Below are 26,391 nucleotides of genomic sequence, written 5' to 3' on the forward strand. Positions count from 1 at the left end.
TTGTCGTTGTGATAACTACATTCTTTCTTTAAGAAATATCAGGAGCCATTATGTCTACTAGCGTTAAACCTTCTGCCGCAGCTGATGCGATCCACAACACCCGTGAAGCAGTACGTGCCCAGCCAGGCTTGGGTAATCTGACTTTCCAAATGAAAGCCCGTTCCAACGGCGGTTTAACCGTGCGTACTGAGACCGGTGCAACGATTCAGGACGGTGTTGTCGATAACAGCCGCGTAGGGAAATTCTCCAATATCGGTGATGAGCCCGCAGGCTTACTGGGTACCGACACCGGCATGAGCCCGACGGAATACATCATGCAGGCACTGGCGGGGTGTTATACCGCGACGCTAACTATGATGGCGGCTGAAAAAGGGATTGAGCTTGACGGTATCGAACTTGATATGAATTTTGATATCAATCTTAATGGCTTCCTCGGTCTTGATAGCAGCGTGCGTAAGGGTGCCAAGTCCATTCGCGTGGACGTACATCTGGAAAGTAAGTCTGCCAGCCGCGAAGAATTGGAAGCGCTGGTTAGCGAAATGAAAAAGAACTCACCGATCCACGACACGCTCGCAAACCCGGTCGATGTGATCACCCGTCTGGCCTGACGCCGAGTGATCTACTGAAAAGATAACGCTACCTTATTTCACTGGCAGCCTGTTTTTTCATAAAGCGTAATGCGTGACGGGTATTAAAGCCATGCCGCTGAACACGGAGACGCTCCCACTCTTTCCGGAACCATAATTCTCTTTTACGCTCAGGCTAGGAATAGAGCTTGCCTCTCGAAAAGGGCAGGAATAAAATCTATCTACTAGTAGATTATATGGGGTTTTTATGACAACGATGACGCGGGAACGCCTTCTCAGCGAGGCTGAATATTTGATGCGGGCAAAAGGCTACTCGGCTTTCAGCTATGCCGACCTGTCGAAAATTGTCGGTATTACAAAGGCCAGTATTCACCATCATTTTCCGACAAAAGATATTTTAGGTGAACAGGTCGTAATACAGGCATTTTCTGATACGCAGAGGCAGTTTGAACAAATTGAAGCCACTGCGAAATCAGCAGAAAAGAGGATAGCGGCTTACGTCGATCTTTTTTTACAAAGCCACAGGGCTTCTCTATTGCCGCTGTGCTGCGCGCTTTCTGCAGATACGGCCAATTTGCCACAAAATATCACTGAACAGACGTCGCGCTATTTCGATATGCAAATCGCCTGGCTCACGAAAATCGTTCAGGGCGGGGTTGATGCGGGGGAATTTTTCCCCCACACAACTCCTTCAGACATGGCACTGATCATCATCAATCTATGTGAAGGTGCCAGCGTTGTTGCTCGTGCAACGGCCAGACCCGAAGTATTCAGCAACAACCTTAAGTATATAAATTTGCTCCTCAATCCCCTTCCTTTCGGAGAATAAGATCATGTTAGACTGGAATAACTACCGCACAGATTTAATGCAGCGCCTTGGTGAACTAGGCAAGCTGACCCCAGACACCATGAAAGGCGTTGTTAGTCTGGGAAATGCAGGCAATAAGACCGACCTTCTGGGTGCCAAAGTTCGCGAACTTATCGCACTGGCTTGTGCTGTTACCACACGCTGCGACGGCTGCATTGCCTTCCACGCCGACGCCGCAGTAAAAGCCGGTGCAACGGACGCAGAAATTGCTGAAGCATTGGGCGTTGCGATCAACCTCAATGCGGGGGCGGCTGTGATTTATTCGGCACGTACTCTCGATGCAGTGAGCCAGGCTCGCAGTTAAGCGTCTAAAAGTGGTGTAATAAAGGGCATTACTGCCCTTTTTTTATGTCCGCAATCGCCTGAGCGTATACCGCAGAAGGTTTCACGCCGGGGATGCGTTTTACCAATTGCCCCTCATTAAATATCAGTACCGACGGCAGCCCCCATATTTCGTATTTCGTCGTCAGAACCGGAGCCTGATCCACATTAACCTTCCCTATCTGGATATCACCATCCAGTCGTTTTGCAAACTGACTGAACATATCTTCGCTCGCCCGACAGGGCGGACACCAGGGGGCAGAAAAACGCACTACGGATATCCCCTCGTACTGTTCTATCTGCCGGAAATTATCTTCGTTATAAGACGTTAACTTACGCATATTGATGTCCTCATTAAGTGGAGTGGCGTTTAAACAAGCGCTTGCTGCGTTAGGTAGCACACACAAATATTTTCCTGCCCCATTGACCTACCTACTAGATGGTTGGTATAGTGCCACCCATCCGATGTTTACGCAACTCCCATGCGACAACGCTAGGTCGGTAAATCTGGCGGATGTTGTATTTCCCCTGCGGGGGTAAACCCTTTTTATCTTTGTGAGGTACACGATGAGTAAGTTGTTCACCCCCTATAATTTGTCTGGCATGACGTTAAAAAATCGCGTGGTTATGGCACCGATGACTCGTACCCGCACGATGAATGACGTGCCGGACGAGGTCGTGGCGTTGTATTACGCACAGCGCGCTTCTGCTGGTCTTCTCATCACGGAAGGTATGCCTGTTTCAGAAGAAGGACGCGGCTATCTCTACACGCCGGGGATTTATAACGATGCACATGTCCAGGGCTGGCGTAAGGTCACGGAAGCCGTTCACGCTAAAGGTGGACGTATTTTCGCCCAACTGTGGCACGTTGGCCGGATGTCTCACGTTTCCCTGCAAGCGGGGCATATTGCACCTGTGTCCGCGGGCACCGTTCAGGCGGTCAATACCACCGTTTTTGCGCTGACCGAATCCGGAGAACCGGGCCCGGTTGTGCCAAGCCAGCCGCGCGCGCTGGAAACTCATGAAGTGAAACGCATCACGGCAGACTTTGTGCACTCCGCACGCCTAGCGATGGAAGCTGGTTTTGACGGCGTGGAAATCATGGCGGCAAACGGATTCATCTTTGACCAGTTCCTCAGTAGCGAACTGAACACCCGCACCGACGAATACGGCGGTTCGGTGGAAAATCGTCAGCGTTTCCTGCTGGAGACCATTGACGCCGTGGCGGAAGCCGTGGGTAACAGCCACGTTGCCGTGCGCCTGTCGCCGTTCGGCCGCATTTATGACCTCGCGCCGTATGAAGGCGAAGAGCAAACCTGGTCAGCCATCACTGACGCGCTCGGTCAGCGCGAACTGGCCTACGTACACCTTTACTATCAGCCGGTGTACACCAAAGCGCCGCTTCCGGAAGGATTCCGCCGCCGTTTCCGCAACACCTTTAAAGGCACCATCATCGCTGCCGGTGGTTTCACCCGCGATATTGCCGAACTGGCGCTTGAGGCCGACGAGCTGGATTTAGTGGCCTTTGGCGTGCCTTACATTGCCAATCCGGATCTGGTCGAAAGAATGCAAAACGGCTGGCCGCTGGCTGAAAGTGACCGTACCACGTACTACGGCGTCAGCGGCTCTCCGGAAAAAGGCTACACCGATTATCCGGTCTGGCAGGCTCAATAAATACGACACGGGCACAGCTCTACGCTCCGTGAGAGTGCGTGCCCCTGTGGTCTATGAGGAATTTATTATGCAAACGCTTAAACCTACCCTCACCATTGATATCTGGTCAGATTTAGTCTGCCCGTGGTGCTGGATCGCTAAAAAAAGATTTGAACAGGGTCTGAACAGCTTTGAGTTTCGCGATCAGGTGGTGATCCGTCATCACAGCTACCGCCTAGCTGGCGGTAGCCCAACAATGCCTTTTAAGGATGCCATCGTGAAGAAGCTGGGCAGCCAGCACTCTGCAGAGCTGATGATGAATCAAGTGGGCACCGCAGGTAAATCTGAAGGCCTCATCTACAACTTCGACAGCATGATGTTTGGTGACACCGAAGATGCGCACACCCTCCTGACCGCGGCGCGCAAAGCCGGCATTGCGGATGCGGTCGAAGAACGTTTTTACCGTGGCAGTATCACAGAGGGACGCTCCCTCTTCGACCGTCAGGAGCTGGTTGCACTGGCCGTTGAAGCGGGCATGGCAAAAAGCGACGCGGAAGCCTCGCTCGAAAATGACGCCTTGCGGGCCTCTGTTGCTGAAGATGAAGCCCACGCGCGCGCCATTGGTGTCAGCGGTGTTCCCGTCTTCGTGATGAATGAAAAATACGCCCTCAGCGGTGCTCAGAGCGCAGACAACTTTTTGAATGCGTTGCGTCAGGTCTGGGATGAACAGCAAACCGAGCTTTCAGTGACAGCGGGCCAGACCTGCGGAACTGAAGGGTGCAGCATCTAAACGTTCTACCGCCAGCACTGACCGTGCCGGTAACTTCTCACCTGCAAAATTACGGAGTCTGAAATGAGTGAATTTTTCAAAGGTAAAAAGCTGCTCGTCGTCGGCGGAACCAGTGGTATGGGGCTGGCAGTCGCGCGTATGGTACTCGAAGCAGGCGGCAGCGTTGTTCTGACCGGGAATAAAAAAGACAAAGCGGATGCAGTTCAGAAAGAGCTGAGCACGCTGGGTTCGGTTGCCGTTATCGCAGCGAACCTGATGACCGAAGAAGGTATGGAAACTATCCGTCAGGAAATCAATGCCAACCATCGCGATATCAGCCTGATGGTGAATGCTGCCGGGATCTTCATGCCGAAAGGGTTTACTGAGCACAGCGTTGCCGATTACGACATGTATCTTTCACTGAACCGCGCCACGTTTTTTATTACGCAGGATGTCGTGAAGAACATGCTCGCCGTGAAGCTGGAAGGTTCTATCGTCAACGTCGGTTCGATTGGGGCACAGGCAGCACTGGGTGACTCGCCGTCCTCTGCCTATTCAATGGCAAAAGCGGGTCTGCATGCCCTGACGCGTAATCTGGCTATTGAATTAGCCAGCGCCGGCATTCGTGTCAACGCCGTATCCCCTGGTATTGTACATACGCCGATATATGAAGGGTTCATGGATAAAGCCGAGATTGCTGGTGCGATGAAGTCTCTGAACGACTTCCATCCGCTGGGGCGCGTCGGGACGGCTGAAGACGTCGCTAATACCATCCTGTTCCTACTGTCTGATAAAACATCATGGGTCACCGGTGCTATCTGGGACGTCGATGCCGGCATCATGGCCGTCAGACGCTAATCAAAGCAAAGTACATTGACATGAGCCGCCCCTATCCGGGCGGCATTTTTTGCTGCCGTAGATGTCTTCAGCAGGCTTCGCTAACGATGTTTACCCGTGCTTAGCAGTTCTTGTATTCATCCTCATCTCATTTTCAGGATCCTACGCAGGTGGAAACCGTGGATTTAAATTCAGCAATGGTCTCTTCCAGTGATATTCATCGCTCACCACGCATCTATAATTCGGCCTTGGATTCGCGTTTTAAGGTTTTTTGCTTAAGCGACGTGGAAATGAGCGGTGACATTCAGGCGGTTGAAGTTGCCTACAGCTCCGGAGTCATTCGTTCTTTCCGCATGAGCTTCGCTAATTTCTATGTTCCCGGCACAGGGTGTTATGCCGGGTTCAGGCTACACTCTGGCAGTCCAAAACGGCCAATGAGAAAGGCATCACACTCTATGGGGAGCCGACGTCCGCAGCACCTGTGAGATTCGTTGCAGCCCTGCTGTCAGCAGGGTCCGCGGGCAGGCCAGATTTAATCGGATATATCCATCCCCGTTGTCGACAAACAGCAAGCCCCCCTCAAGAAGCACCCCTGACTCCCGGGCAAAATACAGCGATAAATCCTCACCGGCGGTGTCGGGCAGGTAATGGCTAATGTCTATCCAAGCCAAATACGTTCCTTCGGGGATCGAAAAGTTGGTTTCGGGGAAATGGCTTTTGAGATAGTCGTGCAGGTATTGGAAATTCCCGTCAATGTATTCCCTCAGATGGATAAGCCAGTCATCACATTCACTCCACGCCGCTTTGTTTGCCACCAGGCTCAGCGGGGAGATGAACTCGTCGTGCCTGAGACGCCAGGCGCTTCTGACATCGGCATCCGGAATAATAATATTTGCCAATAAATTCCCCGCCAGATTGAATGTTTTACTTGAGGACATGCAGGTAATGATGCGTGTGGAATCAGGGAAAAGAGAGGCGGCCGGTGTATGACTGATACCGTTTCGCGATAGATCGCAGTGAATTTCGTCCGATATCACCCAAATGTCGTTGGCCAGGCAAATTTCAATAATCCGCTTAAGTTCATTCGGCCGCCAGACCCGCCCAGTCGGGTTATGCGGATTACACAGGAAAAGAATTTTCACACCTAAATCGGCCTGACCGGTTTTGTGTTCGAAGTCTTCCCAATCAGGTTCCCAGCCACTGGCTGACTTTTTTAACGCCGAGTACACCACGCGCCGCTGACTGTATTCACCCGCTTTTTTAAACGGTCCATACGAAGGCGTCATGATAAGAATACTGTCATCCTTGTCGGTCAGCAGTGGGACGAGACGGTTGAGCGCAGGAATAATGCCCGGAGATAGCACAATATCTTCCGTTTTGAAACGATGCCCATATTGGCGCTCACACCAGTCCCCAAAGATTTTATAGTAATCATCATCGTAGATTTTAGTGTAACCGAGTATTTTTTTATCCAGGCGGTCTCTGATGGCCTGAAGAACGGGTTCTGGCGTGGCAAAGGCCATGTCAGCAACCCACAGGTTGATTAACCCTTCTGCCGGATACCGCATCGCAAATTCGGACTGTCCGGCAAACAGGTATTCCCGCCAGCCGTCCACGGTCAGACTGTCTGTTTTCTCTCTGCTTACGTATTCATCAAAATCATATTTCATTTCATGAACCTGCCTTAGGTGGAGTATGAAGCGTTGTCTCAATATTACTGTCAGCCTGATACCGGGTCGGGAAAATAGGTACGCTTGATTAACATAAGCGATCCATTCCAACTGAACGATTAATTGTCTTATTTGTGTCTTCTCACCTTTGCCATCGGGCGACTGATGCATGCCTTTTCCCGCGTCACCATCACGATCCCAGCCAGCACGGCTAGGGCAGAAAATATCGTTCTGGCCGTCAGTGATTCACCCAGAAATACGACGCCACCTAACATGGCCAGACAGGGAACGCTGAGCTGAAGAGTACTGGCGGTAATAGATCCGAGAGAGGGCAAAAGGGTGTACCACAGCACATAGGCACCGGCTGAGGCGACAGCGCCGGACAGCAATGACAAACCGATGCCTGCAGCATCGTAGTGGCCATGCTTCATAAACAGCACTGAAAGAGCGAGAGCCATTGGCGTGGCGAGAACAAAATTTGCCGCCGTTGATGCCCCAGCAGCCTGGGCCGCCTTCCCCCTGATGGAATAGGCGGCCCAGGCTAATCCTGCGGCAATCATCAGAAATGTACTGTAAAGCGGCGGTGCCTTAGCTCCGGGTAACAGCAGGGCTGCAATTCCCGCCAGGGCGAGAACAAGACCACATGCTCGTATAGCGGAAAGTGATTCTCCTTTAAATAATCCATGGATCACCATCGCAAACTGCACGGCGCCAAAAAGTAACAGCGCACCGACTCCGGTATCGAGATGGATGTAGGCGACAGAGAACAGCACCGCGTACACCATCAGGTAAAATCCACTCAGCGGGCGCCACAGCGATAAAGGAGCCTTCGCATGATAAAACAGGAAAGGCAATAGGACGCATGCACCACTGGCCAACCTAAGGCTGCTGAATGAAAAGGGATCGATATGGCCTCCTTTAAGAGCCAGACGACAGAGAATTGAGTTTGCCGCAAAGGCCAGCATCGCCAGGAATATTTTAAGAATAAGCGCGCATTTGGCCATTCAGTTAGTCCTCATAAAATTCTTGCAAACTACCATCTAGTTGGTAGCATAGCGTAAGTGTTCATCGAATAGAAAGAACAATATTCAGCATTGACGCCGGAATGTGAGGACAGGCATTCGTCATAAATCTCGGTTTCAAATCCCCAGAGATGGATGAAAATGTGTTATGCAAAATGTGATGCGGGAGATTGTTTTTCAACTGAGTTGAAAATACATGACATCAACTAAGGCCCCGGAATACCAAATGAAAAAACTTAAATTCACGTTCAAAAATGCGGCAGGTGAGGAACTGGCTGGATTACTTGAACTTCCTGAAAACCCTAAAGCGTTTGCGCTGTTAGCCCATTGTTTTACTTGCGGTAAAGACCTTAAGGGTGCGGCGCGAATTGCGCGAAAACTGACAGATAACGCGATCGCCGTTCTCCGATTTGATTTTACCGGTCTGGGAAACAGTGAAGGCGATTTTTCTAACACCAACTTTTCATCTAATATTTCTGACCTTCTTTGCGCGGTAGATTATCTCCGCCGGCAGTACGAGGCGCCGTCTTTGCTCATCGGCCATAGCCTGGGAGGCTCAGCTATCCTGTCCATCGCCGCCGAAGTCCCAGAGGCAAAGGCCGTTGTCACTATTGGCTCTCCTGGCGAACTAACACACGTACAGCGCTTGTTCAAGGACAGTATTGAAGATATTAGCCATCATGGAGCCTATCCAGTAGAGTTGGCTGGGCGTGTGTTTACGTTAAAGAAACAGATGCTCGACGATATTCAGGAACACAAAATCGCTCATAAGGTGTTCGCCATGAATAAACCTCTACTGATTTTCCATGCGCCTGAAGATGACACCGTGTTAATTGAGCAAGCCGAAAAGATATTTAAAGCAGCAAAGCATCCTAAGAGTTTCATTTCCTTGGGTAAGGCGGATCACCTTCTGACGCATGCTCAGGATGCCGAATACGTTGCCGATATTATTTTATCGTGGAGCTCGTGTTACCTATAAATGGAGTTTCTTAATTGATAAACGCACTTATTTGGATGTTCATATTTATTGAGACTTCAACATTTTCACTATCAGGGTTTAGTCTTCTGATATCAGATTATAAATTCAGTAATATGTTCGCTCTTAGCTGACTATCTACTACAAGATGCAGTTATATCGAGCAACGGTTAATCCAAATAATTTTTAAAATGCAAAAAGAGTTTCTTCTTGCCTCTGGTCTGTAAGCCGCACAAGACTGTGCCGCTTACTGGCCGGAGGCAACCATGTTCAACCGAATAAAACGTTTTATTGTTGGGACGGATTATGTTCCCCGAAGTGAAGCCATTTCGCCTGAATCAGCCTGCCCACCTGGATATCATATCCCTCTTCCTGTTGATGCATTGATTGCGTCTGCAAAGCGGCAAAATTTTCTCCAACAGCTCAACGACAACCATGCGTTGCCGGCGGCATTCTATCGCCAATGTTATCTGACCCCCTTATTTTCATTACTCAGTCGTGTTCAGAACCTGCCGGCGTCGAAAGAGGGGGGCTGGGCGTATGCTGGCGCGTTTGGTGATTTGACCGTGCAGTTCGCTGCGTATGCTGTCAGGTTGGCCAAGGGGCGAACCTTGCCACCGGGTATCCCGCCAGAGGAACAAGCCGCGCAGGGGTTACTCTGGAATGCGGTGGTCTTCTGGTCGGCTTTATTTTATCACTTGCCCTTGCTTTGTGAATGGGAAGGGGAGCTGGATGGTGGGGAGTGCTGGATGCCGGGATTTACGATTCCGGGGAGTCCATTTCGCTTTCGACATTGTATAGACAAATTACCCACATCCTATGCGCAGGGAAGGGTATCGCTGCTGGCCGGTCAGTTACTGCCATTATCTGTACTTCCCTGGTTATCGAGCATTCCTGATGCGTTCGATTGCCTGGCACAGCGTATGCAGGGGAGGCCCGCAACGATCGCACTGATTGATGAACTGTTACAGTCGGCCGCAGAAAAATGTGGTGCGCCGGCGCTAACAGGTATGCTGCCATCGGCATCGCTGGTGAGCGCTGAGGTCGCGAGTTTGGCACCGGAACCTTTAGTTGTTTCAGCACTTACATCAGCGCTGCCTGGTAGCAGTTCAGCAGTTGCTGTGAACGGTCATGTGTCACCTTCGCTTCCAGCCTCTGAAGCCACACTGCAAAAAGATGAGCCATTACTTCAGCCTGAGCTGGTTTCGGTACTGGATTCAGCAGTACCAGAGGGTTCAGCCTTAGTTGCTGAAAAACAATCCATGACAGGTCAGAATCCTGAACCTACTCAGAATGATACTCAGGCGCTGCTGAGTCTTTTTTCCGGCATAGGAGAGTCGCCAGTGCCGGGAGTTGAAGAGGCACCTACTATAGATACCCTTGGTCTAGATGAAATAAACAGCGAAAAGGAGAATGAAAATGCTCCGCTGACTGGGCCGGAAATATCCGCTATTTCTTCGTCAGGAAATGACGAAAAGATCCGAGAAGACAATAATAAAGGCGCGATATTTCTGGAATGGTTATCAGCAGGTCTAATTGAGGGGAAAATAAGAATAAATGAAGAAGGCGCACGTGCTCACATTGTTGCCGGGTTCGTCTTCTTGTGTGTTCCTGAAATATTTTATCAATTCCAGAAGGAAACCGGAAATAAGGGGAAACGCAACGCATTGCAGTCATCGTTTGAGCGTCTTGGTGTCCATCGTGTTGCTGATGGCAAGCGCTTCCTACAGGCAAGGATATACAGTACCCCGTCTGGGACTGGGTCATATCAAAACATTAACGGTTATCTGGTTAAAGCGTCATCACTTTACCGGGGGAATCGTATTCCTGACGAGAGCACATTATTGATTCTGCCTTGACGTATGGGCAATCTAATTAGCGGGCTAATGTTTAGTCTGCACACAGCAAAGGTGCATTTTGTGCTCTTTATTAGAAAGGAATTTATATGTCAGATAAGTCAATGACCTGGGACGAAATCGTTGATGAGTATTTTTTCTCACATAATTTACGTGAGGCAACAGAGATTAGTTATCGGAAGGTAGTGAATGCTTTTAGTCGATTTATTGGTGAGTCAGTTTTTCCTACCCAAATAACACACCGGGATGTGTTGAAATGGCGCAGGAATCTATTAAAAGAGCGCAACTTATCGACGCATACATGGAATAACAAAGTAGCACATATGCGAGCAATATTTAATTTTTCGATAGAGCGAAAATTAATAGAGCAGGACAAGAATCCCTTTAACGATACGGTTGTTCAAAAAGAGAAAAAGAAGAAGAAGACGTTAACACGCGAACAACTCACCGCTATTTATCTACTCATGCAGCGGATTGAAGCGGAAGAGCCTCATGCTACCTGGGGACAGCGATGCGCGCTTTACCCAGCCTGGTACTGGCTCACCGTGCTCGATACGCTCCGCTACACAGGGATGAGGCAGAATCAATTGCTGCATATTCGGCTGCAGGATATCAATCTGGATGAGGGATACATTGAGCTGCGTCTGGAGGGGAGCAAAACGCATCGCGAATGGCGTGTTCCTGCCGTTCGTCAACTGCGTGCGAGGCTGGCATCGCTACTGGCGCGAGCAAAACTGGCTGGGGCTGAACCCTCTGACATTTTGTTTGATGTCACCCGTTTTATGAAATCTCGCCAGCATAAAGATGAATATCAGTACGATGAAAAGAGAGCGCAGCAAACCATCCGATCTTTTTTCAACAGATTGTCCCGGGATTGTGGATTTTTGGTGTCAGCACATCGTTTCCGACATACGTTAGCGACGGAGTTGATGAAAACACCGGAGCGTAATCTGCTGCTGGTCAAGGATCTGCTGGGGCATCGAAATGTGAGCACAACAATGGAATATGTCGAATTGAACATGGAAATTGTAGGGCGGACGCTGGAAAAAGAGCTGGCGTTACATACGGATATTTATGCACAACCTGTTTTACATGACTTGACAGTAATGTAATTCACTGCAACCATACACGCGAACGAGAGAAGGGAATCTGCTGGCACAGATTCCCTATCTTGAGGATTTCAGTTCTTATTCACAGTGCAGCCTTTTCGACTGTCTCTGCACCGGAACGATTTTATGACCGAACCCTGTATTAACCGCCCGTTAAGCTTCTCATTCTTAACCAGCGTGCTTTGATGCAAGTGGTGCCCGGACTCGGAATCGAACCAAGGACACGAGGATTTTCAATCCTCTGCTCTACCGACTGAGCTATCCGGGCAACGGGGCGCATTAAACCGTATTGGCCGCATGGCGTCAATGGGTTTCTGTCACAAAGCGGAGCGCCTGCGCTATTTTCAGGCAATTGTATTATTTGCTAGCCAGTTTCTGGCGATCCTTTCAGCATGCTTAGCGCGGTAATGTTTCTTCTTGATGCGTGTGGCATGTTTCGTTGCACTTTTTACCGCGTTGAGTGCGGGCTGGATTGTTGAATTTGATGAAGAATAATGCCACTATTGCGCGGTTTTTTAACGTCTCGTTCACCTGAACGCCCCTTTAAGCGTAGTTAGCGTATAGCTAAAGAGGATCGCCGATATGTCAGATTCATTGCTCATGGTGCAAAATGTTCGCGCCTGCTCGTTGATGACGTCACTGCGTGTATCTTCTTATCACCCCTGCGCGGTTTACTTTTCTCCCCGTCGATTATCCCCTTTCACCATGCGGTGAGGCGTTTGTTCGCTCACTGTTAGGCATGAGTAAAAATAGAGTGCAACTCTGCTTTTACTGATGTCTATCGGATGGTGCTGGCTCCAGTTTTTCCATTCTTAGCCTACAGTTTACCTGTAGGGATCATACGCTTGTCGTTATTGATTGGCATTGTGATTGGTCGGGATTGTTATCCCTGAACGGTGTCTTTTAGGCACGTACACTTACCCTTAACCGTTTGGGTTTGGTTACATGAAACAGTTAAAAATTGCGGCGAATGCAGCGGTTGCCACCCGTTTAATCACAACGCGCGAGATTGTCGCGTTGAGTCAGACCGACTTCACTGATGTGGCGGCGGTCGTGGTTTCTATTGAGGAAGCCCGTAGCGGCATTCTGTCTATATTGCAGCACACCGGTTTTAGCATTCCGGCATTTGTCGAAGAGCCTGATGAAGATAAAGAGTTAGATGTTCTGCCTGCGGGCAGCGAATGGCTGATTCTCGATGACGAAGGCGAGCACGCGAACGTGCTGGAGCGTGCAGCGAAAGCCTATCAGGATGCGCTACTGCCGCCGTTTTTCGATACGCTGACGAAGTACGTCAACATGAAAAACACGACGTTTGCCTGTCCGGGGCATCAGGGCGGCCAGTTCTTCCGCAAGCATCCGGCGGGGCGTCAGTTTTTTGAGTTTTACGGTGAGAACGTTTTTCGTTCGGACATCTGTAACGCGGACGTCAAACTGGGTGATTTGCTGATCCATGAAGGCGCGGCGAAGAAGGCGCAGAAGCACGCTGCGCGCGTGTTTAACGCCGATAAAACCTATTTCGTGTTGAATGGCACCTCCTCGGCGAACAAAGTGGTGACAAACGCGCTGCTGGCGCGTGGCGATCTGGTGCTGTTTGACCGTAACAACCATAAATCCAACCATCACGGTGCGCTGATTCAGGCGGGTGCGACGCCGGTCTATCTGGAAACCGTACGCAATCCGTTCGGTTTTATCGGTGGCGTAGATGCGCACTGTTTTGATGAAGCCTACCTGCGCAAGCTGATTGCGGAAGTCGCGCCGGAACGCGCCAACGAGGCGCGTCCGTTCCGTCTGGCCGTCATCCAGCTCGGCACCTATGACGGCACGATTTATAACGCGCGTCAGGTGGTCGATAGCATCGGGCACCTGTGTGACTACATTCTGTTTGACTCCGCCTGGGTCGGATACGAGCAGTTTATCCCGATGATGGAGCAGTGCTCGCCGCTGTTGCTGGATCTGAATGAAAACGATCCGGGCATTTTCGTGACTCAGTCGGTGCATAAACAGCAGGCTGGCTTCTCCCAGACCTCGCAGATCCACAAAAAAGATACCCACATCAAAGGTCAGCGTCGTTTCTGCAACCATAAGCAGCTGAATAACGCCTTTATGTTGCACGCTTCGACCAGTCCGTTCTACCCGCTGTTCGCCGCGCTAGACGTCAATGCCAAAATGCACGAAGGGGCAAGTGGGCGTCGTATGTGGATGGACTGCGTGAAGCTGGGCATTGAAGCCCGTAAGCAACTGTTGACGCGCTGTTCGCTCATAAAACCGTTCGTGCCTGTGACGGTGGGCGGGGCGCTCTGGCAGGATCATGATACGGAGACGATCGCGCAGGACGTGCGTTTCTTCAACTTCGAGCCGGGCGAGAAATGGCACGCCTTTGAAGGCTATGCGGAGGATCAGTATTTTATCGATCCTTGCAAGTTACTGCTGACGACGCCGGGTATTGATGCGATTAGCGGTGATTATACCGAATTTGGTATTCCGGCGACGATCCTCGCCAACTATCTGCGCGAGCACGGCATCATCCCTGAAAAATGCGACATGAACTCGATTCTGTTCCTGTTAACGCCAGCGGAAGACGCTGCCAAAATGCAGGAGCTGGTGAATGCGCTGGTGCATTTCGAAACGCTGATCGCCCGCGATGCGCCGCTGAGCGAAGTGCTGCCCAGCCTGTATCAGAAATACAAAGAGCGTTATCGTGGTTACCGACTGCGTCGGCTGTGTCAGGAAATGCATGATTTTTACGCTCAGCACAACGTGAAAGATCTGCAAAAAGCGATGTTCCGTAAAACCGAGTTCCCGTCAGTGGTGATGCTGCCACAAGATGCTAATAGAGAATTTGTGCGCGGGAATATCGAACTGATTCCTATCGACGAAGCGGAAGGGCGTATCGCGGCAGAAGGCGCATTGCCGTATCCACCGGGCGTGCTGTGTGTGGTGCCGGGTGAAACCTGGGGCGGTGCGGTACAGCGCTATTTTCTAGCGCTGGAAGCGGGAATTAACCTGCTGCCCGGCTTCTCCCCGGAATTGCAGGGTGTCTATAGCGTCGCGGAAGAAGATGGCAGCAAGCGCCTGTACGGTTACGTGGTAGAACAGTAATTACACTTATCTTCAGACCGTTGATAAACCTATTTACCGAATGAAAACGGGAGTAACGGAATAGAAGAGTAAAGCGTTTGCGCCAGGGATGGCGCAATCCGAGCTTACAGGGAGGTACTTGCAGCGTCTTTACGATCTATCCGTTACTCTCGCTCTACGGACTTTGTCAGCAATCTCAAACGCAGGCTCGGAAACGAGCCTGCGTTTTTTCTATCTTAACCTTAACGCAAATCAGATTCCTGCTGATTGGCGAGTTTCACCGCTTCACGCTGCTTTTTCAGCCCGCGCCAGCCGATAATCAACATGATCGCCAGCACTGGAACCGTCGCAATCGTCCAGGTGCCGTTCGGGTAATCAAACGCCATCAATCCCAGCACGCTCACCAGAAAAGCCAGCGTCAGCCATGATGTCACGGGCGCACCGGGCATTCTGAACGCTACCGGCTTGGCTTTCCCCTGGCGAATCGCTTTACGCAGCTGCATCTGACACAGAATGATGAACGCCCAGGAGCAGATAATGCCGAGCGAGGCGATATTCAGGACGATTTCGAACACCTGCGATGGCACCACGTAGTTCAGTACCACGCCGATAATGTGGATGCCGACCGTGACCAAAATGCCGGTATAGGGCACGGACTGGCCGCTCATTTTCGACAGGAAAGCGGGCGCTGAACCACCCAGCGACAGCGAACGAAGGATGCGTCCCGTCGAGTACAGACCGGAGTTCAGGCTGGACAGCGCGGCGGACAGCACCACGATATTCATGATCGTGCCGATATAGGGAACGCCCAGCTTGCTGAAGAAGGTCACGAACGGGCTTTGTCCGGCCTGATAGGCGTTCCACGGCAGCAGGCAGACCAACAGCGCGACCGAGCCGACGTAGAACAGGCCGATACGCCAGATGACGCTATTGACCGCTTTCGGCAGCACCTGCTCTGGGTTTTTACATTCGCCTGCCGTGGTGCCGATGATCTCAATGCCGGCAAAGGCAAATATCACCCCCTGAACCAGCACCAGCGCAGGCAGAATGCCGTGCGGGAACAGGCCGCCGTTATCGGTAATCAGATGCAGGCCGGGCGTGTTGCCGTCCAGCGGGCTGCCCGTGCCGAGATAGACCGTGCCGACCACCAGAAAAATGGCGATAGCCGCGACCTTAATCAGCGCAAACCAGAACTCCATTTCGGCAAACCACTTCACGCCGATCAAGTTCATCAGCGTGACGATGGACAGCGCACCCAGTGCAAACAGCCACTGTGGTACATCGGCAAAGGTGCCCCAGTAGTGCATGTAGAGCGCGACGGCGGTGATATCAACAATCCCGGTCATCGCCCAGTTGAGAAAGTACATCCAGCCTGCGACGTAGGAGGCTTTTTCACCCAGAAACTCACGCGAGTACGACACAAAGCTACCGCTGGTGGGGCGGTGGACAATCAATTCGCCCAGCGCGCGCAGGATGAAAAAAGAGAAGATGCCGCAAACCAGATAGACCAGCGCCAGGGCTGGCCCAGCCATTTGCAGACGAGCCCCCGCGCCAAGAAACAGTCCGGTGCCGATGGAACCGCCAATTGCGATCATCTGTACGTGGCGGTTGCCGAGACTTTGGTGGTAACCCTTTTCGTGGAGACGCTGTTTGGCGGCGTGATGCTCGCTATTGGTTGAGGAATGTTGTGTCATTTACTCGGTGTTTTCCTGTCTGTCACGCATCTCTTGGCGACGCGCTCGCTATTATTATTTCTAATTCAAATGGTTATGTTTTCGCCTGTGACATTTTTTATGTCGTACATCCCTGTACGCCACCCTTCGGGCCGTTGCTACGCAACGTTGAAAAACGCTCCCGGCGTTTTTTTATAGTGCGCTGAGCGCGGTAAGCCGCATGGCAGAAAACAGCGGCAGCGATGCTACCTTTTCCTGTGTGCTGTGGCAAAAAATGGATAGCAGGAAAGTGTGTCAGAGCGTGATGGTGTGGGGATTGCGGTGCGTTAGGCGGGGAACACCCTTCATCGCCCCGGTTATGTGATAAAGACCGGGATGGGATGAAGCGCAAAAGGTGACGAGCTACACGCCGATATCCGCACGCGTCGGCCCCTGAAAATGGATGGCGTTGATATGGCAACTGCGCGGCTGGACGAGCACGAAACGCATGGTTTCCCATATCGAGCGGGCGTTCAGCAGATGCTCGCCCATTTTTTCTCCGCTAGTGAGGTAGTCATCAAAACCTGTAACCTCAAAATCTGGCGGGTAAAATCCCGTCACGCGAATATTTTCCTGCGCGACGTGATGTGCAAGATTCTGGCTAAAACCGCTCATGCCGTGCTTGGCGGCGAAGAACGCGGGGTGGGCGATAGAGTCGTGGAACTGCGGGAGGCCGCAGACGGAAACCATAGCCAGAATATCGGCACCTTGTGAACGACGTAAGCTCGGCAACAGTGCTTTGGTGAGCAGGATCGAGCCAGTCAGGCCAGAGTTGATGGTGCTGACGATATCCGCATCGGTGTCTTCTTCTCCCAATCCGCCTTCCAACCATTGTGCCGCGCTGAGTACCAGAATATCGACGGGTGCGCTGTCTTCCAGCAGCTGTGCGGAAAAGGCTTTAACCGAATCAGGACTGGCAATATCGCACTGATAGGCGCGAGCCGTACCCCCCTCCTGATGAATGATGTCGACGCTGGTCTGTGCATCAGCCAGTTTGCGGGCGCAAAGATCGACCTTCACGCCTTCGCGAGCCAGCCAGACGGATACCGCTTGTCCGAAGTCGCGGCCACCGCCAGTGACAATCGCGCGCTTACCTTTCAGCATCATATGTTCCCTTGGCAACGTGTGTTCTTCCGTTGCTGCGTATCCGGTAACAGGGCGGGACGCAGCATAAATGTGTTCGTTAGGTTTTCTGTGAAGCTGCCTGTGCGGCGTCTTCTTCCGCCTGCCGTAAAATCGCTTTGGCGACCCACTGCGTGACATCCTGAATGTTGTCTTCCTCCAGATGCCAGATATCTTTCAGCACCAGGAAAACTTCCGAACCGTAAATGAGCGATAAGGCATAAATCACCCGCTGTTGTGCTTCCGGCGTGATTTTTCCTTCCAGCGGTTCGGTGGCAATCTTGAGCAGGCGTTTGCGATTGCCGCGCGTCAGCGTATCCGTATGGAGGCGATTGGAGCGGCGATCGGCCCATTGTTGAAGTGAAAGATGCAAGGCTGCACGCAGCGCACCTTCATGCTCCAGCATCCTTGGATAAGCAAAACGTAGCAGTTCGGCAACGCGTTCACTGGCGTCCGGCTGTGTCGGGTGCCACGCCAGAATCGGGCCAAGACTTTCGCCGACAACGGCAGAAACTAACGCACTTTGCGTCGGAAAATAGCGGTAGGCCGTCGCGCGTGAAAGCTGAGCCGCAGTGGCAACATCGGTAATGGAAGGGAATATGCCTTGGTCGAACATATTCATAGCGGTATCGATCAGTAAACGACGGGTTTTCGCCCGTGTTGATGTCAGTTTTTCATCCCGTTCAATCACATAGACCTCATTGAATTTTCGGGCCGGACGCTATCGGGCAGCACGGCGTTATCGTCTGAACTATAGCAAATTGAGTGATTCTTGTGCCACGTCAAGCTTTCTTACTGTTAGTGTAATGTCATACATAACATTTTGAGACTTTCATCTCATTTGGGTATTTAATGATTTGTGTTTTTGATACTCAAGTCTCAATATGGCGACAAATTAATCTTTTCTGTTTTTGTTTTCTTGTAATTGTCATTTATATCAATCTGTTAATTGTTTCGCTAACGGTGGGAGGGATACCAAGTGGGAAGTGAAGTTGGCAGCGTTTATATTGCAAGTACAGCGGATACTAAAGGGAAAGAACAGATTTATGTCCGCGATCTGATTGCTGAGACGGGCTTAAAAACCGTCACGGTCGATCTCTCAACGCATTCGCGCATGTCGAATGCTACAGATATCAGTGCAGAAACGGTGGCATCTTACCATCCGCAGGGCGCATCGGCGGTGTTTTGCCATGACAGAGGACAGGCGATTAGCGCCATGGCCGTTGCATTTGAACGCTTCATGCTGTCCCGCGAGGATATTGGCGGTGTGCTTGGTCTTGGCGGTTCCGGTGGAACCGCGTTAATCACTCCCGCTATGCAGGCCTTACCGATTGGGATGCCGAAACTGATGGTCTCGACCATGGCTTCCGGCGATATTTCCGGCTACATCGGCGCCAGCGATATCAGCATGATGTATTCCGTTACCGATGTGGCGGGGCTGAACCGCATTTCTCGTCAGGTTCTCGGTAACGCCGCGCACCAGATCGCTGGTGCGGTGAAGTTTCATATTCAGGAACATTGTGAAGATAAGCCTGCGATTGGCCTGACCATGTTTGGTGTCACGACGCCCTGTATTCAGGAAGCCAGTAAGTTGCTGGAGGCGGAGTTTGACTGTCTGGTCTTTCACGCGACGGGCAGCGGCGGCAAAGCGATGGAAAAGCTGGTGGACAGCCGTTTGCTCACTGGCGTACTCGATCTCACGACGACGGAAGTGTGCGATTTACTGTTTGATGGCGTGCTGGCCTGCGGGCCGGAACGGTTTGATGCGATAGCGAAAACGCAGGTGCCTTACGTGGCGTCCTGTGGTGCGCTGGACATGGTGAATTTTGGCGCCCCCGCCAGCGTGCCGGAGAAGTTCGGGCATCGTTTGTTCTACAACCACAACGCGCAGGTCACTCTGATGCGTACCACGATAGACGAAAATATTGCGATGGCGCGCTGGATTGGAGAGAAGCTCAATCGCTGTGAGGGCGAGGTGCGTTTCCTGATCCCAGAAGGCGGTTTCTCCGCGCTGGATGCGCCAGATCAAGCATTCTGGCACCCAGAAGCGCGTGACGCGTTTATCAACACGCTGGAGAGCATCGTCCAGCAAACGGCAAGACGACAGATTATTCGTCTGCCTTTCCATATTAACGATCCTTTATTTGCCCACGCGGCTGTCGATGCGTTTCGGGCGTTAGTGAAATAAGAAGGGAGAAGCATAATGTCAGGCATAAATCGCCAGGAACTGCTGGCAAAATTCCGGGCAATGATTGCCCGCCGTGAGCCGATTATCGGCGGTGGTGCGGGAACGGGGCTTTCCGCAAAATGTGAAGAAGCGGGCGGCATCGATCTGATCGTGATCTACAACTCCGGGCGCTATCGCATGGCGGGGAGAGGGTCGCTGGCTGGCCTGTTGGCATACGGCAACGCGAATGAAATCGTCGTGGATATGGCGAAAGAAGTGCTGCCGGTTGTGAAGCATACGCCAGTATTAGCGGGGGTGAACGGTACCGATCCTTTCTGTCAGTTTGATAAATTTCTGGATGACCTGAAAGCACTGGGTTTCTCTGGCGTGCAGAACTTCCCAACTGTGGGGCTGATTGACGGTAATTTCCGCGCCAATCTGGAAGAAACCGGTATGGGATATGCGCTGGAAGTGGACATGATTCGCTTGGCGCACGAAAAAGACATGCTGACTACGCCTTATGTGTTCAGTGCAGAAGATGCGGTCGCGATGACGAAAGCGGGTGCGGACATTATTGTGCCGCACATGGGGTTAACGACGGGTGGCAACATTGGGGCGGAAACCTCGCTTAATCTGGCGGATTGCGTTCCATTGATTAATCACTGGGCGGATGCGGCAAAGGCCGTGCGTAAGGATGTGATTGTGCTGTGCCACGGCGGGCCGATTTCAACGCCGCAGGATGCACAGTTCATTATGGATCACTGTCCACAGTGTGATGGTTTTTACGGTGCCAGCTCGATGGAGCGGTTACCAACAGAAATAGCGTTAACGGCTACGACACAGCAATTCAAAAAAATTAAGCGTTAACACACTTTTTTGGCATATATCCGCTGATGTCCTAAAGCAAGGTTAAAGGTGGGTAAATTTTGTGCCAATATCAGGGATACGGCCAGCGTAAGCTGGCCGACATTTGATGAGAAAGACGGCTAGAACATGCCTTCAAACGGGTTCCAGCTTTTGCTGTCCTGGGTTTCTTTCAGGTAGTAGGCGTAGTTAGCCGTTGATGCCCACATTAAACTGAGACCGAATCTGACAGCGTTGTCTGTATATTCGGGAAGTGGGATATTGGCAAATACCTCAAGACACGCAAAAACCGCACCAACGGCAACGGAGATGCCAAATAACGTCAGGTTTTTACGCCAGAGTCCCAGCACAAAGAAATAAATGATGCTGAAAAAGAACGCGATGAAGTTGAAGTTCAGCAGCATTTTGGTGCCAAATGTTGCATTTTTAAATCCATCCTTGAAGGCTGGCGACTTAGGTCCACCAAACTCATTATAAAACGAGAAACGGGTTTGCCATTTCTTTGAGTATTGCTTCCCTACGGTGTTTTCCATAACCGATCCCTTATTTAGTATTGTGAATAATATTGCTGTAAATAATTTCGGTAGCGATTTTACTTGCTGGATTTCCTTACCGCCACTCTGGCGTTTTTTTGTAATGTTTTCCTTTAATGATTTTTTTATACCGCATTGTGGCAATTTAATTTGGTTATTAATAGTTTGCTAATTTTTAGTCATTACTGCCACGTTAATCACATCAGTAGTAGAGCTAGTCGACGATGCGGTTAATTTTACTCGTTGCTATGAGTTCATTTTCATAATTAATTATTCTTATTTTTTTAATTAATACGGAATGATTTATTGAATTAAGTAAAATTTAATATTGTGCCTGACGCCTGCTTTTACTCGCTTTATTCGTGTAATAGCAAGGAATAGGGATGTTTATTGGCGTTAATCGAGCGTTTATTATCGATTTTGATTCCTCTATCGAGCTGATCTGCTGATGTGCAAGTGGGAAAAGAGGTACTAAATAGCGTTTTAGGTCGCATAGGGAAGAAAGTCATTGTTATACATGCTATTTTTCACAGTGCAGAAACTTCGGAGAAATAGCTATGACATGGCGCATCACAATAGGATTGATAACGAATTTGCTACTCAGCTTTGCCGTTATGGCGGATGTGGGGATTGGGTTTCAACAAATAACGCTGGCTGATGATACTAATAATAGGCCTCTAGATGTCGCCGTATTTTACCCTGCGTCGTCATCACAACAGACCGCGATAATTGGTGAGAATCCTGTATTTCACGGTATTGCAGTGAGCAAAAATGCGGTGCCTGAATCCGGTGAATATCCCTTAATTGTGGTTTCACACGGTTACGGTGGGAGCTGGTTTAATCAACTCTGGCTGGCACAGGCATTGGTCAAGCAAGGCTATATTGTTGCCGCGCCTAATCACCCAGGAACGACGACTAAAGATATGCGGGTTGAGAAGGCTCAGGAATTATGGCTACGGCCCAACGATATTAGCCGCGTTATTACCGCTTTACTCGCTGCCCCAGAAAAAACGGGACAGGTTGATGCGAAGCGCATTGCTGCTGTCGGTCACTCGCTGGGAGGATGGACGGTGCTTGAGCTTGCGGGTGGACGTTTCAGCACAGATCAATTTGAACGGGACTGTCTGACACACGTTGGGCTGGCGTCCTGTAACGTCTATGAAAAGATGCGGGTCGCAAAAAGTGCCTCATCGCGTGCGCAGCTTGATACATCATTAGCCGATCGGCGTATCAGCGCGGTGGTCTCATTGGATATGGGGCTGGCGAGAGGGTTTACCGCGGGGAGCCTGGCAGCCATAAATATTCCCGTTTTGATCGTTGCGGCTGGGTATCCTAATGAGGAACTGCCTGCCGAGCTGGAATCTCACGATTTGGCACAGAAGCTGCCACCAGCGCATTCGGCCTACAAGGAAATTGCCGATGCGACGCATTTTAGCTTCATGCAGCTTTGTAAACCGGGTGCCGTTGAGATCATCAACGCTGAAAACCCAGGAGACGGCATGATTTGTCTCGACGGCGGTGAACGCTCGCGCGAGCTGATTCATCAGGAAGTGGCAAAAGATATCAGTGGCTTTCTTCAGACGGCTTGGCCGAAGTCGTAGCCTGAAGTGGGTACTGACTACGCCAGACGCTGGGATTCACACCAGTTAACCGCAAAAACTCTCGGTTGAAGTTTGATTTAGTCTGAAACCCGCTCTCCAGCATGATATCTGTGATACGTGCATCCGTTTGGCTGAGGAGGCGCTTAGCCTCCTCGATACGGTATTCGTTCATCACCTGCGAGAAATTACGCCCGTGAACGCGGTTGATGGTTTCGGACAGGCGCCTGAGCGGTATTCCCATACGTCTGCTTAGACGCTGAAGCGTCATGCTCGGATCGGTATACAACGCATGAGTGCGGATGAAATCATCTAACACTTTCGCCAGTTGGTGCTCATCGTCGGTAGCGTGTGGCGTTTCAGGTTTCTGGTTAGGTGGAGCGGCAAATCCTGCTTGCGGTGCTGTGCGATGCGTGACGATAAGCAGGGTCAATATCGCCAGCATGACAAGGTGGAATGCGGTGATGATGGTCGCCGCGCTATTACCGCTGTAGAAAGCGATATCCAGTGCAATCACCGTATCAATCGCGCCGGAGATAAGCACATACAGTCCGGCGATAAACGGCGTGTTTTTCCACATCGGCGGTGGTGTTTGAAGATGGCGATCGGTGTAAACCAGTGCGCCCCCATAGCCGAAGTAAACACTTACCAGCATTATGTCGATGAGCGGAATGGTCGTTCTACTCTGAATCAAGCCTGCACCAACGGTGAACAGAGGCGGTAGCAGGTGAAATAAGGTGCGCATTAAGGCATCGGGGGTCTTCTCCCCAGGGGAGAAAAGGCAAAGCCATAGCAGTGGCGGAATCGATGCGGCAATAGCAGGTTGGATAAACATGGGGAAGGTAATATGGTTGCCCCAACGTAATGCCACCAGCGTCAGTGCAAGGCAGCTCACGCCGATGAATACCGCTTCTGCTTTGGTATTACGCCTTTTAGTTTCTTTATTTTGAATAGCCAGAAGCTGGATGCGAAAAAACAAAATAACCAGCAAAAGTGCGGTGATAAACGGTAAGGGAATCGTGGTCATATTGTTGGTCTGATGAGGCCGCGCCGCCGGAATAAACCCGGTAGCGCGGCGTTCTGTGGAGCAGATGAATTAGCGGCGATAATTTTTCTGCGCCGTGTTCACTTTGTACAGGTAGCGACGTGATTCACCAGACGGGTGCTTCGTTGTCAGCGTTTGGTAGACATCGCTCGGTGACATGTTGTTGATAATGCCCACGGCGCGATCTCGGTCGCTGGAGAAGACGCGCAACACGCTGCCTGCGCCACCGTTATACGCGGTGATGACGGCATAGCGTTTCGACGTAGGGTTTTCAATACCGGCCAGATAGCTGTTCTTCAGAATCGATAAATAGGCGGTGCCTGCATCGATATTTTGTTCTGGATCGAACAGATAGCTGCGACTCGGCTGTCCCCATTTCCCTTTCATCTTGAAGACGTCGCGTCCTGCGCTGTGTTGTACCACCTGCATCAGTCCCAATGCGTCGGAACGGCTGACGGCGTAAGGGTTGAAGCTGGATTCTGTTTGCATAATCGCCAAAATCAGCGATTCTTCAATACCGTAACGTTCGGAGGCTTTACGCACCAGCGGCAGGTATTTATGCGCACGTTTATCCAGATGGTTAGGGACGAGCTGGATCGTGACCGACCAGATAACGTGCAGGCCAGATGTCCGTTTTTGCAGGCGGTTCTGGAGCAGATAATCGGCGAAGCTGGCAGCTCGGCCTTCCCAGCGGATCGCTTGTCCAGTGTTATCCAGCACCTGTCCGTACAGCAGCGGTTCGCGGCTGATTTGGATATCGTTAGCATCGGAATACAGGTCGGTATTACTCGCATCATCACCCATTAGCAAGGTGGTGATAATCGCCTGACGCAGGCTGGCGACGGAGTTGGTCGCTGAAAGGGTTTCAATCGTGATCGTACCGGCATCAAAATTGATGTGGCTACGCGTCTGATATTGATCGGTGTATTTAACGTAGTCTTTCGGACCGGCGATCAGAACTTCATTCATCCCCCAGATATTTTCGATGTTGTGGGCAAATTGCCCCATCAAAATATCGAAGGCGTTGGTATCCTTGAGAAACTCTTCGTCGTTGGTATTCCCTTTGTTCCCCGAACAGGAAACCAGCAGTGGTGCAATCACCAGCAGCGCTAATATTTTCTTCATATAACAAGCCGTGTCGGAATAGGGACGTAAGCGGGCTCGAAAGCCCGCAATCTCAGTGGCTCGGAGGCGTATAGCCTTCGATGTGAACGTCCTTCCCTTCAAACAGGAACTTGATCATTTCCTGTTCCAGCAGCTTACGGTCGTCAACATTCATCATGCTGAGTTTCTTCTCGTTAATCAGCATGGTTTGCTTGGTTTGCCACTGCGCCCAGGCTTCTTTAGAAATGTCGTTATAGATGCGCTTGCCCAGATCGCCGGGATAGAGCTGGAAATCCTGCCCTTCGGCGTCGCGTTGTAAAAAAGTACAAAAAATCGTTCTGCTCATGCTTCTTCCTCATCAATTGCGCAGGCATTCAAATGTGTTGACTGCGGGTGAGCCAGCTCCCTTAGTAAGCGTTCTACCGGGGCGGCCAGTCCGACAGACGGCGGCTGCGCTAAGTTATACCAGAGACCCGCACCATCATCCATGCAGGACCTGTTTTGTGAGCGATCGGTCTGTGATACGTTCAGCCAGAGCGGAACGATATCCAGATGAAAATGGCTGAATGTGTGGCGGAACGCGACAAGCTGTTGCAATCCATCAGGATTCAGACCACGTTGTTGCAGCCAGAGTTCCAATTCCTGACGTTCGCTGAACTGCGGGAAGCAAAATAACCCACCCCACAGGCCTACGGCGGGGCGCTGTTGCAGCCAGACTTGAGAACCCTGTTGCATCAGCAGGAACCAGCCGGTTTTTTCCGGCAGTGTCTGCTTCGGTTTCTTGCCGGGGTATTGCGCCCAGCTGTGGTTGGCGTAGGCAAGGCAGCCGGTGCTCAGCGGGCACAGCTCGCACTTTGGACGGCTGCGGGTGCAGACTATCGCGCCGAGATCCATCATTGCCTGATTAAACTGGCTGACGCCCTCGGCTGGCGTCACGTCCTCACTCCGCGCCCACAGTTTCTTTTCGACCTCTTTCTTGCCCGGCCAGCCGTCAACGGCGTAGCAGCGGGCCAGCACACGCTTCACGTTACCGTCGAGAATCGGGTAATGCTGGCCGAGGGAGAGCGACAGCACGGCGCCCGCGGTGGATCGCCCGACGCCCGGCAGCGCCGCGACTTCATCAAAGGTGGTGGGGAATTCGCCGCCGTGGTGCGACACGATGGTCTGCGCGGCTTTGTGTAGATTGCGCGCACGGGCGTAGTAACCCAACCCGGTCCACAAGTGGAGCACTTCATCCAGCGGTGCTGCCGCCAGTGCCGTTACGTTGGGAAAGCGTGCCATAAAGCGTTGGAAATAGGGGATAACCGTGGTGACCTGCGTTTGTTGCAACATCACTTCGGATAGCCATACTTTATAGGGAGTTTTCTCAAGCTGCCACGGCAGGGTTTTGCGACCATAGCGTTGGTACCAGTCCAGCACCTGATGGGCGAACTGTTGCGCTTGCATCATAAAATGGGATCACTATCCGACAGGTAAAAAGTTTGACTGCGATTCCAGCAC

The 26,391-nt window shown here is 51.3% G+C and carries 24 protein-coding genes and 1 tRNA gene; 13 read left to right on the forward strand and 12 right to left on the reverse strand.

The window, feature by feature from the left end; all coding sequences use genetic code 11:
- The first annotated feature begins 50 nt into the window (after window positions 1-50).
- The 3 genes from EDI29_RS00115 to EDI29_RS00125 all read left to right on the forward strand — a co-directional run bounded on the left by EDI29_RS00115 (window position 51) and on the right by EDI29_RS00125 (window position 1,759).
- Window positions 51-608 (forward strand): OsmC family protein, encoded by a 558-nt coding sequence (locus EDI29_RS00115; RefSeq protein WP_039534101.1) that lies wholly within the window; start codon window positions 51-53, stop codon window positions 606-608.
- A 226-nt stretch (window positions 609-834) separates the two neighbouring features.
- A complete protein-coding gene (locus EDI29_RS00120; protein WP_039495259.1) occupies window positions 835-1,416 on the forward strand; it encodes a TetR/AcrR family transcriptional regulator in 582 nt (193 codons plus the stop codon).
- 4 nt (window positions 1,417-1,420) lie between these two features.
- Window positions 1,421-1,759, forward strand: a complete 339-nt coding sequence (locus EDI29_RS00125; protein ID WP_039534103.1) for a carboxymuconolactone decarboxylase family protein — start codon at window positions 1,421-1,423, stop codon at window positions 1,757-1,759.
- Window positions 1,760-1,787: 28 nt separating this feature from the next.
- Here the strand turns inward: EDI29_RS00125 and EDI29_RS00130 are convergent, their stop codons facing one another.
- A complete protein-coding gene (locus tag EDI29_RS00130; protein WP_039534106.1) occupies window positions 1,788-2,117 on the reverse strand; it encodes a thioredoxin family protein in 330 nt (109 codons plus the stop codon).
- Between the two features lie 226 nt (window positions 2,118-2,343).
- Here EDI29_RS00130 and EDI29_RS00135 point away from each other — a divergent pair, with 226 nt between their 5' ends.
- From EDI29_RS00135 to EDI29_RS00145, 3 genes are all read left to right on the forward strand, one after another.
- Window positions 2,344-3,450 (forward strand): alkene reductase, encoded by a 1,107-nt coding sequence (locus EDI29_RS00135; RefSeq protein WP_039534107.1) that lies wholly within the window; start codon window positions 2,344-2,346, stop codon window positions 3,448-3,450.
- 67 nt (window positions 3,451-3,517) lie between these two features.
- Window positions 3,518-4,219: a DsbA family oxidoreductase gene (locus tag EDI29_RS00140; RefSeq protein WP_039534109.1), complete on the forward strand. Its 702-nt coding sequence runs from the start codon at window positions 3,518-3,520 to the stop codon at window positions 4,217-4,219.
- A gap of 63 nt (window positions 4,220-4,282) precedes the next feature.
- The gene (locus EDI29_RS00145; protein WP_039534111.1) at window positions 4,283-5,056 is read left to right on the forward strand and encodes an SDR family NAD(P)-dependent oxidoreductase; all 774 of its coding nucleotides are present in this window, start codon (window positions 4,283-4,285) and stop codon (window positions 5,054-5,056) included.
- A gap of 425 nt (window positions 5,057-5,481) precedes the next feature.
- On the opposite strand, the gene EDI29_RS00150 is transcribed toward EDI29_RS00145, so the two are convergent.
- Together EDI29_RS00150 and EDI29_RS00155 are read right to left on the reverse strand one after the other, a co-directional pair.
- The gene (locus EDI29_RS00150; RefSeq protein ID WP_226374958.1) at window positions 5,482-6,876 is read right to left on the reverse strand and encodes a MalY/PatB family protein; all 1,395 of its coding nucleotides are present in this window, start codon (window positions 6,874-6,876) and stop codon (window positions 5,482-5,484) included.
- Window positions 6,834-7,709, reverse strand: coding sequence for a DMT family transporter (locus EDI29_RS00155; RefSeq protein WP_039534116.1), 876 nt, complete (start codon window positions 7,707-7,709; stop codon window positions 6,834-6,836). Before EDI29_RS00155 ends, EDI29_RS00150 begins: the two co-directional genes overlap by 43 nt.
- A gap of 244 nt (window positions 7,710-7,953) precedes the next feature.
- Between EDI29_RS00155 and EDI29_RS00160 the strand changes: the two genes are divergently transcribed.
- The 3 genes from EDI29_RS00160 (at window position 7,954) to EDI29_RS00170 (ending at window position 11,671) form a co-directional block, all read left to right on the forward strand.
- On the forward strand, window positions 7,954-8,706 hold the full coding sequence (locus tag EDI29_RS00160; RefSeq protein WP_039534118.1) for an alpha/beta hydrolase family protein: 753 nt from the start codon (window positions 7,954-7,956) through the stop codon (window positions 8,704-8,706).
- A 263-nt stretch (window positions 8,707-8,969) separates the two neighbouring features.
- Window positions 8,970-10,562 (forward strand): conjugal transfer nickase/helicase domain-containing protein, encoded by a 1,593-nt coding sequence (locus EDI29_RS00165; protein WP_103198893.1) that lies wholly within the window; start codon window positions 8,970-8,972, stop codon window positions 10,560-10,562.
- Window positions 10,563-10,648: 86 nt separating this feature from the next.
- Entirely contained in the window at window positions 10,649-11,671 is a 1,023-nt protein-coding gene (locus tag EDI29_RS00170) for a tyrosine-type recombinase/integrase (protein WP_039534122.1), read from the forward strand.
- Between the two features lie 189 nt (window positions 11,672-11,860).
- Here the strand turns inward: EDI29_RS00170 and EDI29_RS00175 are convergent.
- Window positions 11,861-11,936 (reverse strand) — tRNA-Phe (locus EDI29_RS00175).
- Window positions 11,937-12,613: 677 nt separating this feature from the next.
- On the opposite strand from EDI29_RS00175, the gene EDI29_RS00180 reads away from it, so the two are divergent.
- Entirely contained in the window at window positions 12,614-14,767 is a 2,154-nt protein-coding gene (locus EDI29_RS00180) for an ornithine decarboxylase (RefSeq protein ID WP_010299646.1), read from the forward strand.
- Between the two features lie 221 nt (window positions 14,768-14,988).
- On the opposite strand, the gene ansP is transcribed toward EDI29_RS00180, so the two are convergent.
- From ansP to EDI29_RS00195, 3 genes are all read right to left on the reverse strand, one after another.
- Window positions 14,989-16,440 (reverse strand): L-asparagine permease, encoded by a 1,452-nt coding sequence (ansP, locus tag EDI29_RS00185; RefSeq protein WP_137739244.1) that lies wholly within the window; start codon window positions 16,438-16,440, stop codon window positions 14,989-14,991.
- Window positions 16,441-16,821: 381 nt separating this feature from the next.
- Window positions 16,822-17,562 (reverse strand): SDR family oxidoreductase, encoded by a 741-nt coding sequence (locus EDI29_RS00190; RefSeq protein ID WP_137739538.1) that lies wholly within the window; start codon window positions 17,560-17,562, stop codon window positions 16,822-16,824.
- Between the two features lie 79 nt (window positions 17,563-17,641).
- Window positions 17,642-18,271 (reverse strand): TetR/AcrR family transcriptional regulator, encoded by a 630-nt coding sequence (locus EDI29_RS00195; protein ID WP_137739245.1) that lies wholly within the window; start codon window positions 18,269-18,271, stop codon window positions 17,642-17,644.
- Between the two features lie 288 nt (window positions 18,272-18,559).
- On the opposite strand from EDI29_RS00195, the gene EDI29_RS00200 reads away from it, so the two are divergent.
- Window positions 18,560-19,768 (forward strand): Tm-1-like ATP-binding domain-containing protein, encoded by a 1,209-nt coding sequence (locus EDI29_RS00200; RefSeq protein WP_137739246.1) that lies wholly within the window; start codon window positions 18,560-18,562, stop codon window positions 19,766-19,768.
- Between the two features lie 15 nt (window positions 19,769-19,783).
- Complete coding sequence (locus tag EDI29_RS00205) at window positions 19,784-20,614, forward strand: phosphoenolpyruvate hydrolase family protein (RefSeq protein ID WP_137739247.1); 831 nt, start codon at window positions 19,784-19,786, stop codon at window positions 20,612-20,614.
- 119 nt (window positions 20,615-20,733) lie between these two features.
- On the opposite strand, the gene EDI29_RS00210 is transcribed toward EDI29_RS00205, so the two are convergent.
- Window positions 20,734-21,144 (reverse strand): DUF2628 domain-containing protein, encoded by a 411-nt coding sequence (locus EDI29_RS00210; protein ID WP_137739248.1) that lies wholly within the window; start codon window positions 21,142-21,144, stop codon window positions 20,734-20,736.
- 557 nt (window positions 21,145-21,701) lie between these two features.
- Here EDI29_RS00210 and EDI29_RS00215 point away from each other — a divergent pair.
- A complete protein-coding gene (locus EDI29_RS00215) occupies window positions 21,702-22,745 on the forward strand; it encodes an alpha/beta hydrolase family protein (protein WP_137739249.1) in 1,044 nt (347 codons plus the stop codon).
- Here EDI29_RS00215 and EDI29_RS00220 read toward each other — a convergent pair.
- From EDI29_RS00220 to mutY, 4 genes are all read right to left on the reverse strand, one after another.
- The gene (locus EDI29_RS00220) at window positions 22,708-23,769 is read right to left on the reverse strand and encodes a helix-turn-helix domain-containing protein (protein ID WP_137739250.1); all 1,062 of its coding nucleotides are present in this window, start codon (window positions 23,767-23,769) and stop codon (window positions 22,708-22,710) included. The two genes, EDI29_RS00215 and EDI29_RS00220, sit on opposite strands and share 38 nt — an antisense overlap.
- Before the next feature lie 69 nt (window positions 23,770-23,838).
- Entirely contained in the window at window positions 23,839-24,912 is a 1,074-nt protein-coding gene (gene mltC, locus EDI29_RS00225) for a membrane-bound lytic murein transglycosylase MltC (RefSeq protein WP_137739251.1), read from the reverse strand.
- A 52-nt stretch (window positions 24,913-24,964) separates the two neighbouring features.
- The gene (locus EDI29_RS00230; protein ID WP_014700955.1) at window positions 24,965-25,237 is read right to left on the reverse strand and encodes an oxidative damage protection protein; all 273 of its coding nucleotides are present in this window, start codon (window positions 25,235-25,237) and stop codon (window positions 24,965-24,967) included.
- Window positions 25,234-26,340, reverse strand: a complete 1,107-nt coding sequence (gene mutY, locus EDI29_RS00235; RefSeq protein WP_137739252.1) for an A/G-specific adenine glycosylase — start codon at window positions 26,338-26,340, stop codon at window positions 25,234-25,236. The genes EDI29_RS00230 and mutY overlap by 4 nt, the downstream gene beginning before the upstream one ends.
- Between the last annotated feature and the right edge of the window lie 51 nt (window positions 26,341-26,391).

The sequence above is a fragment of the Pectobacterium polonicum genome, from assembly GCF_005497185.1.
In the GTDB taxonomy this organism is placed as follows: domain Bacteria; phylum Pseudomonadota; class Gammaproteobacteria; order Enterobacterales; family Enterobacteriaceae; genus Pectobacterium; species Pectobacterium polonicum.

Bases quoted from the DNA above. Each gene is read 5' to 3' on its own strand.
- EDI29_RS00115 (WP_039534101.1), top strand. From the start codon at position 51: ATGTCTACTAGCGTTAAACCTTCTGCCGCAGCTGATGCGATCCACAAC.
- EDI29_RS00120 (WP_039495259.1), top strand. From the start codon at position 835: ATGACAACGATGACGCGGGAACGCCTTCTCAGCGAGGCTGAATATTTG.
- EDI29_RS00125 (WP_039534103.1), top strand. From the start codon at position 1,421: ATGTTAGACTGGAATAACTACCGCACAGATTTAATGCAGCGCCTTGGT.
- EDI29_RS00130 (WP_039534106.1), bottom strand. From the start codon at position 2,117: ATGCGTAAGTTAACGTCTTATAACGAAGATAATTTCCGGCAGATAGAA.
- EDI29_RS00135 (WP_039534107.1), top strand. From the start codon at position 2,344: ATGAGTAAGTTGTTCACCCCCTATAATTTGTCTGGCATGACGTTAAAA.
- EDI29_RS00140 (WP_039534109.1), top strand. From the start codon at position 3,518: ATGCAAACGCTTAAACCTACCCTCACCATTGATATCTGGTCAGATTTA.
- EDI29_RS00145 (WP_039534111.1), top strand. From the start codon at position 4,283: ATGAGTGAATTTTTCAAAGGTAAAAAGCTGCTCGTCGTCGGCGGAACC.
- EDI29_RS00150 (WP_226374958.1), bottom strand. From the start codon at position 6,876: ATGCATCAGTCGCCCGATGGCAAAGGTGAGAAGACACAAATAAGACAA.
- EDI29_RS00155 (WP_039534116.1), bottom strand. From the start codon at position 7,709: ATGGCCAAATGCGCGCTTATTCTTAAAATATTCCTGGCGATGCTGGCC.
- EDI29_RS00160 (WP_039534118.1), top strand. From the start codon at position 7,954: ATGAAAAAACTTAAATTCACGTTCAAAAATGCGGCAGGTGAGGAACTG.
- EDI29_RS00165 (WP_103198893.1), top strand. From the start codon at position 8,970: ATGTTCAACCGAATAAAACGTTTTATTGTTGGGACGGATTATGTTCCC.
- EDI29_RS00170 (WP_039534122.1), top strand. From the start codon at position 10,649: ATGTCAGATAAGTCAATGACCTGGGACGAAATCGTTGATGAGTATTTT.
- EDI29_RS00180 (WP_010299646.1), top strand. From the start codon at position 12,614: ATGAAACAGTTAAAAATTGCGGCGAATGCAGCGGTTGCCACCCGTTTA.
- ansP (WP_137739244.1), bottom strand. From the start codon at position 16,440: ATGACACAACATTCCTCAACCAATAGCGAGCATCACGCCGCCAAACAG.
- EDI29_RS00190 (WP_137739538.1), bottom strand. From the start codon at position 17,562: ATGCTGAAAGGTAAGCGCGCGATTGTCACTGGCGGTGGCCGCGACTTC.
- EDI29_RS00205 (WP_137739247.1), top strand. From the start codon at position 19,784: ATGTCAGGCATAAATCGCCAGGAACTGCTGGCAAAATTCCGGGCAATG.
- EDI29_RS00210 (WP_137739248.1), bottom strand. From the start codon at position 21,144: ATGGAAAACACCGTAGGGAAGCAATACTCAAAGAAATGGCAAACCCGT.
- EDI29_RS00215 (WP_137739249.1), top strand. From the start codon at position 21,702: ATGACATGGCGCATCACAATAGGATTGATAACGAATTTGCTACTCAGC.
- EDI29_RS00220 (WP_137739250.1), bottom strand. From the start codon at position 23,769: ATGACCACGATTCCCTTACCGTTTATCACCGCACTTTTGCTGGTTATT.
- mltC (WP_137739251.1), bottom strand. From the start codon at position 24,912: ATGAAGAAAATATTAGCGCTGCTGGTGATTGCACCACTGCTGGTTTCC.
- EDI29_RS00230 (WP_014700955.1), bottom strand. From the start codon at position 25,237: ATGAGCAGAACGATTTTTTGTACTTTTTTACAACGCGACGCCGAAGGG.
- mutY (WP_137739252.1), bottom strand. From the start codon at position 26,340: ATGATGCAAGCGCAACAGTTCGCCCATCAGGTGCTGGACTGGTACCAA.